Source organism: Acinetobacter sp. V115_6 (assembly GCF_031799025.1).
GTDB classification, from domain to species: Bacteria; Pseudomonadota; Gammaproteobacteria; order Pseudomonadales; family Moraxellaceae; genus Acinetobacter; species Acinetobacter pittii.
Map to the genome: position 1 here is coordinate 218071 of NZ_JAVQNO010000016.1, position 14848 is coordinate 232918.

Here is a 14848-nt window from a genome sequence, read left to right on the forward strand (position 1 = left end):
TGAAATTGTTTTGAGTGAGATCGGCATGACACAAGGACTTTTAGCAGGTAAGCGCTTTTTGATTGCAGGCGTTGCTAGTAAATTATCAATTGCTTTTGGTATTGCACAAGCATTACACCGTGAAGGTGCAGAGCTTGCGTTTACTTATCCAAACGAAAAATTAAAAAAACGTGTGGATGAATTTGCTGAGCAATTCGGTTCTAAGCTTGTGTTTCCATGTGATGTTGCTGTTGATGCTGAAATTGATAATGCATTTGCAGAACTTGCAAAACATTGGGATGGTGTAGACGGTGTTGTACACTCAATTGGCTTCGCACCTGCACATACACTTGATGGTGATTTTACTGACGTGACTGACCGTGAAGGTTTTAAAGTTGCTCATGACATCAGTGCATACAGCTTTGTTGCAATGGCACGTGCTGCAAAACCTCTATTACAAGCTCGTCAAGGTTGTTTATTGACTTTGACTTACCAAGGTTCTGAGCGTGTTATGCCTAACTATAACGTTATGGGTATGGCAAAAGCGTCTTTAGAAGCTGGTGTTCGCTATTTAGCATCAAGCCTTGGCGTTGATGGTATCCGTGTAAACGCGATTTCTGCGGGTCCAATCCGTACTTTAGCTGCTTCTGGTATTAAATCTTTCCGTAAAATGTTAGATGCCAATGAAAAAGTTGCGCCGTTAAAGCGTAATGTAACTATTGAAGAAGTAGGTAACGCAGCATTATTCCTATGCTCACCTTGGGCTTCGGGTATTACTGGTGAAATTCTATATGTAGATGCTGGTTTCAATACTGTAGGTATGAGCCAAAGCATGATGGATGATGAATAATTAGATTTATCTAATTTATATAGTAAAGCCGCTTTAATAGCGGCTTTACTTTAACAACTTAATTTCACTTTTGTGTCGTTTCAAAATTAATATAAATATATCGCTATAGTCTAATTATTCGTTTTGGAGATATGGTCCTTCAATAGACCATTCATGATCTTTGTAATATTCAAGCCATTCATCAAACATAGGATCATCTATACCGCAGCGCGAGAATTCATCTTGCAGAGTGCAGAAAAATGAATTGCTCTCCATGCTCCATTTAATAGATTTAATTTTTTGTTTTCTTTCAAGAGGAAAGTCAATTTCTAAGCCAATGAAAGGAATAAATGGCATTTCAATCTTTTTATATGCCACTGCTCAATTCTTCGATTGGTCTAAAGTTTGACTATCCCAGATGTATAAAAGAAGGTGAACTTTATGCATATTGCTATTACTATCCATGTTAAGAAACTTGTTTATAATTTAATAAATACTTAAATATTTAATTTGTGAAGCCGTACTTTGGTAATTTTATATCGCTTCGTAGAGCTTATCTGGTAAAAGTACATAGTTAAGCAATTTATACTATTTGTTCTCTCATATATTTTTTTGCTTGGTTTAATATATCTTCACCCATTGTTTTCGAAATTAAATCATCAAGTTGACCTGCTATAAATTGTTCGAAAGAAACAGACTTTGAACCACTCGAATGAGCAAAACGCCCATATGTACAAATGACATTTTTTTCCTTGTGAATTATCAATTCATATAGTTCATCTCCAATGTTGTCTAAAGTCCACTTTTTGATAATTCCATTTACCCAAGGTTCGTGCATTTAACTACTCTCTTTTGATATATCGTTGTGATAATAAAATATAATTAATTGGATTTTCTATCTTATTTTTATCGAAATATAAAAACAATATTTTCGTCAAGATGCATAATAATCAAAAGTTATCAGCCCTTTGAAAATGAGCTGATAACTCTAATTGAATAAAGAAATAGCATCTATAGTACTATTAATTCGGCAGTTCTTTTACAGGTGAACCACCTAAAGCTTGCATGAGGGTGACATACGCGTTGTATTGGCTTTGCTTGGTTTCAACGAGGCTTAACCGTGCAGTACGTGTGGTTTGCTGAGCATCAAGAAGTGTTTTTAATGCGACAGCACCATAACGGTAACGGACTTCGGTTAAACGTTCAGTTTTTTCTGCAAGTTCAACATTACGCTCCTGTAACGCTACTTGTTTGTCGAGTTCTGTACGACTCGATAAAGCATTTTCTACATCAGCAAAAGCCTGATAAAGCGTTTGACGATATTGAATAATCGCTTTTTCATAATCCAGATTGCTAATCGCGATATCTTTTTTCATATCGTTATATTGTAAAAACGGTAAGCTTAAACTTGCACCAAGCGTGAGAGCAGGGTTACGTAATAACTCCGTTAACGATGTGCTGCTTGAGCCTAGACTGCTGGTTAAGCTAATCGACGGGTAGTAGCTCGCCTTAGTAGCATCTTTAGTTGCTAATGCTTTTCTTAAGCGTAGCTCACTTGCTTGCAAATCAGGGCGGCGCGATAAAATATCGGCAGGTAAACCAGCACCAATTGCAGGTAGAGCAGTGCGTGGTAAACGCTTTGGCTCTTGAATGTTTAATTGCTGCAATGGTTCATGCAATAACACTGCAATGGCTGTGCGTGTTTCAACCAGTTGCTGTTCAATCTGACTTAAACTCGCTTTTTGGCTCTGTACAGATTGTTCTGCTTGAGTCAGATCTACACCGGAAACGGCACCAGCTTTGTATTGAATCTGTACCAAGTCATAAAGCTTTTGAGAGGTTGCTAGACTTTGCTGTGCGGTCGTATAACGCTCATTTAAATAACCCAGTTGCCAATAAAGTTTGGCAGTGGTTGCAATTAAACTTTGCCCAGTAGCTTGTAAATCTTGTTCTGTCGCTAAAGCTTCCCATTTACTTGCTTCGGTTTGGCGTGCAAGCTTGCCAAACAAATCAAGCTCATAGCTTACTCCCGCACTCATGGAAAGACCATTAGCGCTGTCATCTCCCGAATTTAAATCGAAAGAATGTCCAGTAGAAACACTAGAGCTAGTTCGCAAGCCTTGCTTATTAGCGGTTAAATCAGCTTGTAGACGGGCTTGCTTTAAAGCAATACCTGCAACTGCTAAATCACTGTTACGCTCTAATACATTGCTTACAAGCTGATTGAGCTGTGCGTCGTTAAAGAGTGTCCACCAACGGTCAGAATATTGATCGGCAGACATGTTTTTTGTTTTTGCTGTGTCATACTGAAAACTACCCGGAACTTGTACTGCAGGCGTTTCATAAGGTGTTTTTACTACAGCTGCACATCCTACAAGAGAACCTGTGAGAAGAAGTGCTGTGCTGAGTTTAGTCATAGAGAAAGACATGCAATTTTCCTTATTCTCGAGATAGTGCGGCAACAGGGTCAAGCTTCGCGGCATTCTTGGCAGGCAAGAAACCAAATACGACACCAATCAGTGTTGAACAGACAAATGCGGCAATAATAGAAGTGCTTGAATAAGCTACGCTAAAGTTACCGCCAGCAAATTTATTAATAAGTTGTCCAAGTCCAAGCGACAATAAGACGCCAAGCACACCACCAATTAAACATACTAAAATTGCTTCAATCAGGAATTGCTGCAAAATATCACTTTGACGCGCACCTACGGCCATACGTACGCCAATTTCCTGAGTACGTTCAGTCACCGAAACCAACATAATATTCATTACCCCGATACCACCAACGACCAATGAAATTACGGCAATTGCTGAAACCAGAAGGGTCATCGTGCTGGTTGTTTTCTCAATAGTCTGACGGATACTGTCACTGTTCATGGTGAAAATATCTTGTGCACCATGGCGCTGGGTTAATAAATTCACAATCGCATTTTCTGCGGCAGCAGTTGAATATTTGTCATTAATACGAACCACGATATTACGTACATTAGATTGTCCTAACATACGGCTCATCACGGTTGTATAAGGCATATAGACATTTAAAGTGTCATCTGAGCCCATGCCGCTCGTTTGCGGTTCTACAACGCCAATAATACGAGCAGGTACACTACCGAGTAATACTACTTGACCGATAGGGTTGGTACCGTCACTAAAGAACTGCTTTTGAGTATTAGTATCAATGACCACATCCTGTGAGCGATCACGGACACTACGTTGATCAAAAGTTTGTCCATCTTTAAAGATCAAACCTTTCACATCGAAATAATCGTTACTCACACCATTAATGGTCGCGTTCGCTTCATTTTGTTGGTAACGCATGGTTTTGGATGTGCTGACGATTGGGCTGACTGCACTAACATACGGTTGAGTCATTAACGCATCGGCATCGGCAGGCACCAAGGTTTTAAAACTTGCAGTTTTAGAGTTGTCACCAAAACCACGGCCCTGAAATACTGTAATAGTATTTGTTCCCAGGCTACTAATATTACTTAAAATTTGCTGTTGAGAGCCTTTACCTAATGCGACAACAGTAACAACCGATGCAATACCAATAATAATCCCCAGCATGGTTAAAAAAGTACGCATGCGGTGGGCATTCATAGACAGTAAAGCCATTTGAAAGGCTTCAGATAAACGGTCTAAAGTAGAGCGCCATGCAGAAATACTTTTGCCTTTCTTCTGTTTACCTTGCAAAGCAGGCGCCGCATCAGGATCAGATTTGATTGGTTCAGCTGCTTGATCTGGAACATTAGGGCGGTCACTAATAATTTCTCCGTCACTAATCTCGATAATGCGAGTCGCATTTTTTGCAACTTGCATATCGTGGGTGACTAAAATAATAGTGTGACCTGCGGCATTGAGTTCACGCAAAATACGCATTACCTCAACACCACTATGAGAGTCAAGCGCCCCTGTTGGTTCATCTGCCAGAATAACGTCACCGCCATTCATCAGCGCGCGGGCAATAGAAACACGCTGCTGCTGACCACCAGAAAGTTGACTTGGTCTATTGAGGGTTTTAGTACCTAAACCTAATTCGGTCAGTAAAGCCGTTGCGCGTTGTTTACGTTCAGAAGGGGTAACACCTGCATAAACAGCTGGAACTTCTACGTTACCTTCAGCAGATAAATCACCCAATAAATGGTAGCGTTGGAAAATAAAACCAAAATATTCACGGCGTAGTCGAGCGAGTTGATCTGGCTCAAGTTTACCTGTTTCTTGTCCATTAACCTTGTAACTACCACTCGTAGGTCGGTCCAAACACCCCAAAATATTCATGAGGGTCGATTTGCCAGAACCAGACTGGCCGACAATCGCAACCAGTTCACCTTCATAAATGGTCAGGTCAATACCTTTTAAAATTTGTATCGTGCTTTCGCCAGCAGGGAATTCCCGGACTAGATTGCTGACTTCAAGCAAAGCTTGTTTTGTCATGCTTACATTCCCATTGGGCCACTACGGCGACGGTTATTACTACTATTTGCTGATGCAGCAGAAGTATCTGCACTATCGGCAATCACAACTTGATCACCTTGTTTTAAGCCCGCAAGAACTTGCGCATTTACACGGTTGTTAATACCCACCAAAATCTGAGTCGGTTTAGTTGTGCCATCGGCTTGTAATACACGTACAACACTTAACGTTAATTTACCTTGCTCAACTAGTTGTTTTTGTTCAGCAGTTAAATTTAAACGTTCTAAACGAACACCACTACCTGAATTTTTTCTTTCTGCACTTGGAGTCGAAGCAGCTTTATCTGTAGATTGACCAGATTTTCTTTGGCCTGAAAATTGTTTAGAACTCAGTGCTGATGAAGGAACAAGTAGGGCATTTTTAGCTGAATCTAATACGATATAAACTTGTGCTGTCATATCAATACGCAATTTACCATCAGTATTTGGCACATCGAATAACGCATTATAGTAAACAGCTGAACTGGTTGTTGAGCTTGTTGTACTTGTTGATTCGCTAGAAATTGAGTCTGGAGCTGGTTCAATCTGACGTAATGTTGCATAGCGCTTAGTTTCATCACCTAAAGTTGTAAAGTAAACCTGTTGTCCTTTTTCAACTTTCATAATGTCAGCTTCACTCACCTGCGCCTTAATCGTCATGTTTTGTAGTTTTGCAATTTTGACAATTGTTGGAGCGCTTTGGTTTGCGTTTACAGTTTGGCCTTCTTCGGTCACAATCGCGACAACGGTACCATCAGTTGGAGCAACAATACGTGTGTAACCAATATTGGTTTGTGCCGTAGATTTTGTCACTTTTGCAGATTCGATCTGTGCATCTAATGCTTTAATTTGCGCCTGAGCTGTTTTATAGCTTGCCTCAGCCGATTCTAAATCTGCACGAGGCGTTGCATCTTGCGCATACATTTGTTGCTGACGGCGGTATTCAAGTTGTTTTTCATTTAAAGAAGCAACTTGTTGAAGGCGCTGCGCTTCTAAATTTTTAATATTCGCATCAGAAGTTTTTAAACTATTTTCTTGGGTGGTTGAGTCAATTTGTGCGATAAGTTGACCTTGTTTCACTTGATCGCCCAACTGTACATACATCTTTTTGACCTGACCAGATACCTGTGCACCCACACTAATCAGTTTGGTTGCATCAAGTGTACCTGTTGCAAGGACATTATTTTCAATATCTCCGCGTGTTACCTCAGCTGTAATATATTGAGGCTGCTGCTCTTTAGGCTTTAAAAATTTCCAAGCTAATACAGCAATAACTGCTATACAGACGATGATAATAACAAGTTTGATTGGCTTTATTTTTGGCATGGCGAGAGGTCGAAAAGTCTAAAATTTAATTTAGTATAAAAGCGAAATGAGGATAAAACGTGAATTTTTATGATATTTCAGGAATGAAGAAAAATGATTCGGCCGAATTATTGTATAAATAGTGTTTTCCCACATAATTCAGCAATAGCCTGCTGCATTAAATGTTGGGCATTTTCATTCGACATTCCTTTAATTGCCGCATCAACTTGCAATAGAAGGGTAGACCAGCCTAAAAACTGTTGAGGATTTAATCTTCTTAAAGCTTGTTGATATAAACCAACCTTTGTTTTCCAGATACCAAGTTGTAATGCATTATGAGGCTGCTCAAATAATTGCATCAATAAACGCATTTCTTTACTTAGTGTCCATAAGATCAGACTTTCTGGCTCACCAGCTGCAATTAAATATTGAAAAATCTTAATGGACTGAGCGAGATTACCTTCTAATAAAGCATCGCTTAAATCGTAAGTGGTGTAACGAGACTGATCTTGTAAACAAGCATACAACTGTTCAATTTGAATCAGTTGTTGGTCTGGAAAAGTATCTCTTACACGCATCAAGCTATTTTTAGCTGCGAGCAAATTATGTTCATGATGCTGCATGAGCCATTGCCAGGCATCATTATCAAGTTGAATTTCAAGTTTCTCTGCTTCGGCAGATAAAATTCTTTGGCGGTCTTGCGGATAGTTTGCCGTAAGGGCAACGACAACACCATTTGCTTCAACAACTTGGAAAAAAGCAGACTTTAAACTACTACTATCTTGTTTAGGTAAAACAATTAAAAGTAAGTTAGTTTCATTATGTTGGATATAACTTTTAAGTTGTTTTAGCCCATTTGCGTCAGGCTTTATATTGCCATGTACTTCAATGGCAAGCTGCTGAGAAAATAAAGATAAGCTGTTAAGCGCGTTAAAAACATTCTTCCAGTCGCTCACGCTACTAATATCATAGCGCTGTCTTTCAACTTCTTGTTGTTGCCAACTTTTACGAAAAGCATCTAATAAATTTTGTTCCAGCAAAGGTTCTTGGCCATGTAAAATCCACGCACCCCGTGCTTCCGGAATGCGTTTTAAGGCTTGTAAATAGTCAATTTTCATTGCTGGTAAAAATAAAGATTAAGGCTGAGCTTTTGGTAAACGGTTTGCTGAAATCTGACGAGTAATTTGCTGTGCAATGTCATCAATCACAATACGTTGTAAATAAGATTCTTGCTGATTTTCAGTGTTAACCGTTGCAAGATCATACTGATAACTACGAGATGCAGTTAATGAACGTGGTTCAGTAATTTTATTACCCTGACTGTCTTCAATCTGGAAGGTTACGGTTAAGCGTAATAATACTTCCGTTAGTTTTCCATTTAAAAGCTGACGACGTGGTGTGTACTCTAAAACACGGAGTACGTAGGCATCATTATCATTGCTGAATTGAACACCATTTGCAGCTAAATAAACTTTTAATTGGGTTTCTAAATCATCAGTTTTAGCTGGTAACTCAAGGCTTAATTTTTTATAAACAAGCGGAGTTGCAGTCGGGTTGGTTCCTTTTAAATGAAATCCACACCCGACTAAGCCTGCACTAAGGCCTAAGGTCAAAACAACAGCGGCTAAACGTTTGGCAAAGTGCATGCTTGATCCTCTCATTAATAACTTTAATTAAACCACGAGGTTAACTAATTTATTTGGAACCACAATTTCTTTCTTTGTTGGTCCTGTTAAGAATTGTTGAACTTCTGGAAGAGCTTTAGCTTGAGCTAATAGATCTTCTTTAGAGATATCAACCGAAACTTCAAGTTTACCGCGAAGTTTACCGTTAACCTGTACAACAATCGTTTGTGTATTACGAGTTAATGCAGAAGCATCGACTTCAGGGAATCTTGCTTCTGTTACATCTGTACCAAACTGAGCCAATAACGTTTGACTTAAATGTGGTGCAAATGGAGCAAGTAAAGTTAACAGTGTAGTGATGGCTTCACGTTCTACAGCAACGTCGTTGTCATCTTTTGCTTCAAACTTGTTGCTCGCATTTAACAATTCCATCAAAGCAGCAATCGCAGTATTGAATGCATGACGACGTTCGATATCATCACTTACTTTTTGAATAGTTTCGTGAGTTTTACGACGTAAATCTTGAGCATCTTTAGACAAGTTAGCAGCATCAATCGTAGAAGCTTGGTTGCCCTTTTCAAGGAAGCTTGCTACAAGGCGCCATACACGTTTCAAGAAACGGTTTGCACCTTCAACACCTGCATCAGACCATTCTAAAGATTGATCTGGTGGAGCAGCGAACATCATAAATACACGTGCTGTGTCTGCGCCGTATTGATCAATAATCGCTTGTGGGTCGATACCGTTGTTTTTCGATTTAGACATTTTTTCTTGTCCACCGATCACAACTTCTTGACCGTCACCTGAATATTTTGCAGAAAGAATACGACCTTTTTCATCGCGTTCTAATTCGATATCAGCAGGGTTAAACCAAGTTTTCTTACCATTTTCTGCTTCACGATAGAATGTATCCGCAAGCACCATGCCTTGAGTTAACAAGTTGGTAAATGGTTCATTACCTTGTACAACACCTTCGTCACGCATTAATTTGTGGAAGAAACGTGCATAAAGTAAGTGAAGAATCGCGTGCTCAACACCACCAATGTATTGGTTTACAGGAAGCCAGTTTTGAGCAGCTTCAGGTTTAACCATGCCGCCAGTAAAGTCTGGAGACGCATAGCGTGCGTAGTACCAAGATGACTCTACGAATGTATCCAATGTATCTGTTTCACGACGTGCATCACCACCACAGCAAGGACATTTCGTTTCATAGAACTCAGGCATTTTATTAAGCGGGTTACCTGAACCATCTGGAACAACGTCAGTTGGTAATACAACCGGAAGTTGGTCTTCTGGAACTGTGACTTGACCACAAGTATCACAGTTAATCATTGGAATTGGACAACCCCAGTAACGTTGACGAGAAACACCCCAGTCACGTAAACGGAATTGAACTTTAGAATTTGCTAAACCTTGTGGTTCTAATTTCGCAAGAAATGCATCAAAAGCAGCTTGGAATTCTAAACCGTCAAACTCACCAGAGTTAACAAGTTTACCTTCTTTTGAGCCATACCATTCTTGCCAATCAGTTGCAGAGTAGTCTGCATCGTCAGCGCCTTTGGCATCAATTACTTGCTTAATAGGCAAGTTGAACTTGTTAGCAAATTCGAAGTCACGTTCGTCATGCGCTGGTACAGCCATCACTGCGCCAGAACCGTAAGACATTAATACGTAGTTTGCGATCCAGACAGGAAGCTCTTCACCAGTTACAGGATGTTTTACAAACAAACCTGTCGCCATGCCTTTTTTCTCGGCTGTTGCCAAGTCCGCTTCTGCAACTGAACCCATGCGGCACTCTTCAATAAATGCAGCCAATTCAGGGTTGTTTTCAGCAGCTTTAAGCGCAAGAGGGTGTTCTGCTGCAACGGCAACATATGTCACGCCCATAAGCGTGTCAGCACGTGTTGTATAAACAGTTAAGCCATCAGCATAAATTTCGGTATTGGCAGATGGGAAAGTAATTTCCATGCCTGTAGAGCGACCAATCCAGTTACGTTGCATGGTCAACACTTGTTGAGGCCAGCCGTCTTGTAGGGTGTCTAGGTCGTCTAATAATTCTTGTGCATAGTCAGTAATACGGAAGTAGTACATTGGAATATCGCGTTTTTCAACCAATGCACCAGAACGCCATCCGCGACCATTTTCAACTTGTTCGTTTGCTAAAACAGTTTGGTCAACCGGATCCCAGTTTACTGTTGAAAGTTTACGATAGATTAGGCCTTTTTTATAAAGCTGAACAAATAACCATTGTTCCCAGTGATAATACTCTGGTGTACAAGTTGCAAATTCACGATCCCAATCTACAGATAGACCTAATTTTTTTAATTGGTCACGCATGTACGCAATGTTTTCAAATGTCCATTTTGCCGGAGCAACTTTATGGGCAATTGCTGCGTTTTCCGCAGGTAAACCGAATGCATCCCAACCCATAGGTTGTAATACAGTTTCACCTTTTAAACGGTAAAAACGGCTAATCACATCGCCAATTGTATAGTTACGCACATGCCCCATATGCAGCTTGCCGCTTGGGTAAGGAAACATTGACAGGATGTAACGATGTTTACCTTCGACAGTGTCGGCAACTTTAAAGACTTTACGATTTTCCCAATCTTGTTGAACTGATGGTTCAATCGTGTTTGCTTGATATTCGGGGTCAATGTGAGAAATAGTCATAGACGTAAGCTATACAACAAAAATTGATATTAAAGATTGTTGCACAGCATAGCGCAAAATCGACAAAAATGCAGTTTTGGGATGGATTTATTTTCCGTTAAAAATTAAACAAGAATAAACCTGAAAAAAGCGGGGTAATCATAAAAAAAGAAAAGTGGAAAAATCAAATAAGATGAAAAAATAGTCAGTTAAAAAATAATCATAGAAAAGTGTTTCTTTAATCTTGACTTTAGTGAATTAAACAACAAAAATGCTTCCTTTAGTTTTATATGCGATTATTTGATCACCCTTCGAATAACCGTCATGTTTTGTAATAGACATTCTCTCTAGCCGAGAGATTGATTTTACTTAAAGTATGTATATCCAGACATGCTTTATTAATGTTAAAAAAGCTTATACGGCTGAAAAACAGAAATTTTTCTATTGCAACGAAAACTAGACAATATGTGTGCTATAACAGTGCAGACAATTCAATGAATGAAACACTATTTGTGCCTTCCATAAATAGTGATAAAGATTTTAGGGTGAATCACGTTGGAACTTTTATCTGGTGGTGAAATGCTCGTTCGTGCTCTTGCGGACGAAGGCGTTGAACATGTTTTTGGTTATCCAGGCGGCGCTGTATTACATATTTATGATGCGCTATTTCAACAAGACAAAATTAATCATTACCTCGTACGTCATGAACAAGCTGCTGGTCATATGGCAGATGCTTACTCGCGTGCTACAGGTAAGACTGGCGTAGTACTGGTCACTTCTGGACCTGGCGCAACTAATACTGTGACTCCAATTGCAACAGCTTATATGGACTCAATCCCAATGGTGATTTTGTCTGGCCAGGTTGCATCACATCTTATTGGTGAAGACGCTTTCCAAGAAACTGATATGGTAGGTATTTCACGTCCAATCGTGAAACACAGCTTCCAAGTTCGTCATGCAAGCGAAATTCCTGCAATTATCAAAAAAGCATTTTATATCGCAGCAAGTGGTCGCCCTGGTCCAGTTGTAGTCGATATTCCTAAAGATGCGACAAATCCTGCAGAAAAATTTGCGTACGAATATCCTGAAAAAGTGAAGATGCGTTCTTATCAGCCACCTTCACGTGGTCATTCTGGCCAAATTCGTAAAGCAATTGATGAGCTTTTAAGTGCAAAACGCCCTGTAATTTATACAGGTGGTGGTGTTGTTCAAGGTAATGCATCAGCATTATTGACTGAACTCGCGCATTTACTCGGTTATCCAGTAACTAACACACTTATGGGCCTTGGTGGCTTCCCTGGTGATGATCCACAGTTTGTGGGCATGTTGGGTATGCACGGTACTTATGAAGCAAATATGGCGATGCATAATGCTGATGTCATTCTTGCAATTGGTGCGCGTTTTGATGACCGAGTAACCAATAACCCAGCAAAATTCTGTGTGAATGCTAAAGTTATTCATATTGATATTGATCCGGCGAGCATTTCAAAAACAATTATGGCGCACATTCCGATTGTAGGGGCGGTTGAGCCTGTACTTCAGGAAATGTTAACGCAATTGAAGCAATTGAATGTGTCTAAGCCAAACCCTGAAGCAATTGCTGCGTGGTGGGATCAAATTAATGAATGGCGTAAAGTTCATGGCTTAAAGTTTGAAACCCCGACTGATGGCACAATGAAGCCACAGCAAGTTGTTGAAGCTTTATATAAAGTCACTAACGGTGACGCCATCATTACTTCAGATGTGGGCCAACACCAAATGTTTGGTGCGTTGTATTACAAATACAAGCGTCCACGTCAATGGATTAACTCGGGTGGATTAGGCACCATGGGCGTAGGTTTACCTTATGCAATGGCTGCGAAGCTTGCTTTCCCAGATCAACAAGTCGTTTGTATTACTGGTGAAGCTTCAATTCAAATGTGTATTCAAGAGCTTTCAACGTGTAAGCAATACGGCATGAATGTGAAGATATTGTGCTTGAATAACCGTGCTTTAGGTATGGTGAAGCAGTGGCAAGATATGAACTATGAAGGCCGTCACTCAAGCTCATACGTTGAATCATTGCCTGATTTTGGCAAGTTAATGGAAGCTTATGGTCACGTTGGTATCCAGATTGATCATGCTGATGAACTAGAGTCGAAGCTTGCTGAAGCAATGGCGATTAATGATAAATGTGTATTCATTAATGTCATGGTTGATCGCACGGAACATGTTTATCCAATGCTGATCGCAGGTCAGTCTATGAAGGATATGTGGTTAGGTAAAGGGGAGCGTACATAATGAGACATATTATTTCTGTACTCGTTGAAAACGAAGCTGGTGCGCTTTCTCGCCTTGTTGGTTTATTTAGCCAACGTGGATATAACATTGAAACACTGAATGTTGCGCCAACCGAAGATCCAACTTTGTCACGTTTAACATTAACAACTTATGGTGATGATCATAAGATTGAACAGATTACAAAGCAGCTCAATAAACTTGTTGAAGTTGTAAAAGTAGTTGATTTATCAGAAGGTTCACATATTGAGCGTGAACTGATGTTGATTAAAGTAAAAGCGTTAGGTGCTTCACGTGCTGAAATTAAGCGAACAGCGGATATTTTCCGTGCGCAGATTGTAGACGTGACACCAACTACCTATACCATTCAAATAGCAGGGACAACTGAAAAATTAGATGGTTTTATCGATGCGCTTGCAGAAAACACTATTCTAGAAGTCGTTCGTTCAGGTGTATCTGGTATCGCCCGTGGCGAAAAAGTATTAGCCATTTAATTTTTTAAAAAGTATTTTAGCGGAGAACACAAATGCAAATTTTTTACGATAAAGACTGTGACTTATCAATCATCCAAGGCAAGAAAGTAGCGATTATTGGTTACGGTTCTCAAGGTCATGCTCATGCACTTAACCTTAAAGACTCAGGCGTAGACGTAACTGTAGGTTTACGTGCAGATTCAGCTTCTTGGAAGAAAGCTGAAAATGCAGGTCTTAAAGTTGCAGAAGTTCCTGCTGCTGTTAAGCAAGCTGACCTCGTAATGATTTTGACTCCAGATGAATTCCAATCACAACTTTATCGTGACGTGATTGAGCCAAACATCAAAGAAGGCGCGACTCTTGCATTTGCTCATGGTTTCTCTGTTCTTTACAACCAAGTTGTTCCACGTAAAGATTTAGACGTAATCATGGTTGCTCCAAAAGCACCAGGTCACACTGTACGTTCAGAGTTCCAACGTGGTTCAGGTGTTCCTGACCTAATCGCAATCCACCAAGATGCTTCTGGTAATGCACGTAACGTTGCTCTTTCTTATGCTTCTGGCGTAGGTGGCGGCCGTACTGGTATTATCGAAACTTCATTCCGCGAAGAAACTGAAACTGACTTATTCGGTGAGCAAGCAGTTCTTTGTGGTGGTGCGGTTGAATTAGTGAAAATGGGCTTCGAAACTTTAGTTGAAGCTGGTTATGCACCAGAAATGGCTTACTTCGAATGTTTACACGAGCTTAAATTGATCGTTGACTTAATGTTCGAAGGCGGTATCGCTGACATGAACTACTCAGTATCTAACAATGCTGAATACGGTGAATATGTAACGGGTGTTGAAGTAATCAACGAACAGTCTCGTGAAGCAATGCGTAATGCGTTGAAACGTATTCAATCTGGCGAATACGCTAAGATGTTCATTCAAGAAGGTGCGTTAAACTACCCATCTATGACTGCTCGTCGTCGTCAAAATGCTGCACATGGTATTGAAGTAACTGGTAATAAGTTGCGTGCAATGATGCCATGGATTCAAGCAAACAAAATCGTTGATAAAGAAAAGAACTAATTTTCTTTATCTAACGTTTTAAAAGAACCCTGCTTTAAGCAGGGTTCTTTATTTATACTATTTTATTTGAATATGAAAATTGCGATTAGGTCAACTTGACTAGATTAAATAAATTCTATATTTTTCATATAATTGGCTGCTTAAATTTTATTTACTTTATTGATTTGTAAAGTAAAAAATACTTGAC

12 protein-coding genes are annotated in these 14848 nt (G+C 39.8%); 4 read left to right on the forward strand and 8 right to left on the reverse strand.

Going from position 1 to position 14848, the window contains the following annotated elements; translation table 11 throughout:
* Positions 1 to 25: 25 nt before the first annotated feature.
* Positions 26 to 829, forward strand: a complete 804-nt coding sequence (locus RMA94_RS04255) for an enoyl-ACP reductase (RefSeq protein WP_031944198.1) — start codon at positions 26 to 28, stop codon at positions 827 to 829.
* A gap of 114 nt (positions 830 to 943) precedes the next feature.
* On the opposite strand, the gene RMA94_RS04260 is transcribed toward RMA94_RS04255, so the two are convergent.
* The 8 genes from RMA94_RS04260 to leuS form a co-directional block, all read right to left on the reverse strand.
* Positions 944 to 1186, reverse strand: a complete 243-nt coding sequence (locus RMA94_RS04260; protein WP_311081957.1) for a hypothetical protein — start codon at positions 1184 to 1186, stop codon at positions 944 to 946.
* Positions 1187 to 1391: 205 nt separating this feature from the next.
* Positions 1392 to 1646: a hypothetical protein gene (locus RMA94_RS04265; protein ID WP_311081958.1), complete on the reverse strand. Its 255-nt coding sequence runs from the start codon at positions 1644 to 1646 to the stop codon at positions 1392 to 1394.
* A 184-nt stretch (positions 1647 to 1830) separates the two neighbouring features.
* Entirely contained in the window at positions 1831 to 3225 is a 1395-nt protein-coding gene (locus RMA94_RS04270; protein ID WP_311082010.1) for an efflux transporter outer membrane subunit, read from the reverse strand.
* Between the two features lie 22 nt (positions 3226 to 3247).
* On the reverse strand, positions 3248 to 5242 hold the full coding sequence (locus tag RMA94_RS04275; protein WP_311081959.1) for a MacB family efflux pump subunit: 1995 nt from the start codon (positions 5240 to 5242) through the stop codon (positions 3248 to 3250).
* A 2-nt stretch (positions 5243 to 5244) separates the two neighbouring features.
* The gene (locus tag RMA94_RS04280; protein ID WP_311081960.1) at positions 5245 to 6585 is read right to left on the reverse strand and encodes a MacA family efflux pump subunit; all 1341 of its coding nucleotides are present in this window, start codon (positions 6583 to 6585) and stop codon (positions 5245 to 5247) included.
* A gap of 107 nt (positions 6586 to 6692) precedes the next feature.
* Positions 6693 to 7682: a DNA polymerase III subunit delta gene (gene holA, locus RMA94_RS04285; protein WP_017398822.1), complete on the reverse strand. Its 990-nt coding sequence runs from the start codon at positions 7680 to 7682 to the stop codon at positions 6693 to 6695.
* Between the two features lie 18 nt (positions 7683 to 7700).
* Positions 7701 to 8210 (reverse strand): LPS assembly lipoprotein LptE, encoded by a 510-nt coding sequence (gene lptE, locus RMA94_RS04290; RefSeq protein ID WP_311081961.1) that lies wholly within the window; start codon positions 8208 to 8210, stop codon positions 7701 to 7703.
* A 27-nt stretch (positions 8211 to 8237) separates the two neighbouring features.
* Positions 8238 to 10862, reverse strand: coding sequence for a leucine--tRNA ligase (gene leuS, locus RMA94_RS04295; protein ID WP_311081962.1), 2625 nt, complete (start codon positions 10860 to 10862; stop codon positions 8238 to 8240).
* Positions 10863 to 11396: 534 nt separating this feature from the next.
* Between leuS and RMA94_RS04300 the strand changes: the two genes are divergently transcribed.
* From RMA94_RS04300 to ilvC, 3 genes are read left to right on the forward strand one after another with little or no spacing between them, the layout of a single operon-like run.
* Positions 11397 to 13121 carry an acetolactate synthase 3 large subunit gene (locus RMA94_RS04300; protein WP_005079103.1) on the forward strand — a complete coding sequence of 575 codons (1725 nt, stop codon included), beginning with the start codon at positions 11397 to 11399 and terminating at the stop codon, positions 13119 to 13121.
* Complete coding sequence (gene ilvN / locus RMA94_RS04305; protein ID WP_002114824.1) at positions 13121 to 13612, forward strand: acetolactate synthase small subunit; 492 nt, start codon at positions 13121 to 13123, stop codon at positions 13610 to 13612. The genes RMA94_RS04300 and ilvN overlap by 1 nt, the downstream gene beginning before the upstream one ends.
* A 32-nt stretch (positions 13613 to 13644) precedes the next feature.
* Positions 13645 to 14661, forward strand: coding sequence for a ketol-acid reductoisomerase (gene ilvC / locus RMA94_RS04310; protein WP_002115094.1), 1017 nt, complete (start codon positions 13645 to 13647; stop codon positions 14659 to 14661).
* The last annotated feature ends 187 nt before the right edge of the window (positions 14662 to 14848 follow it).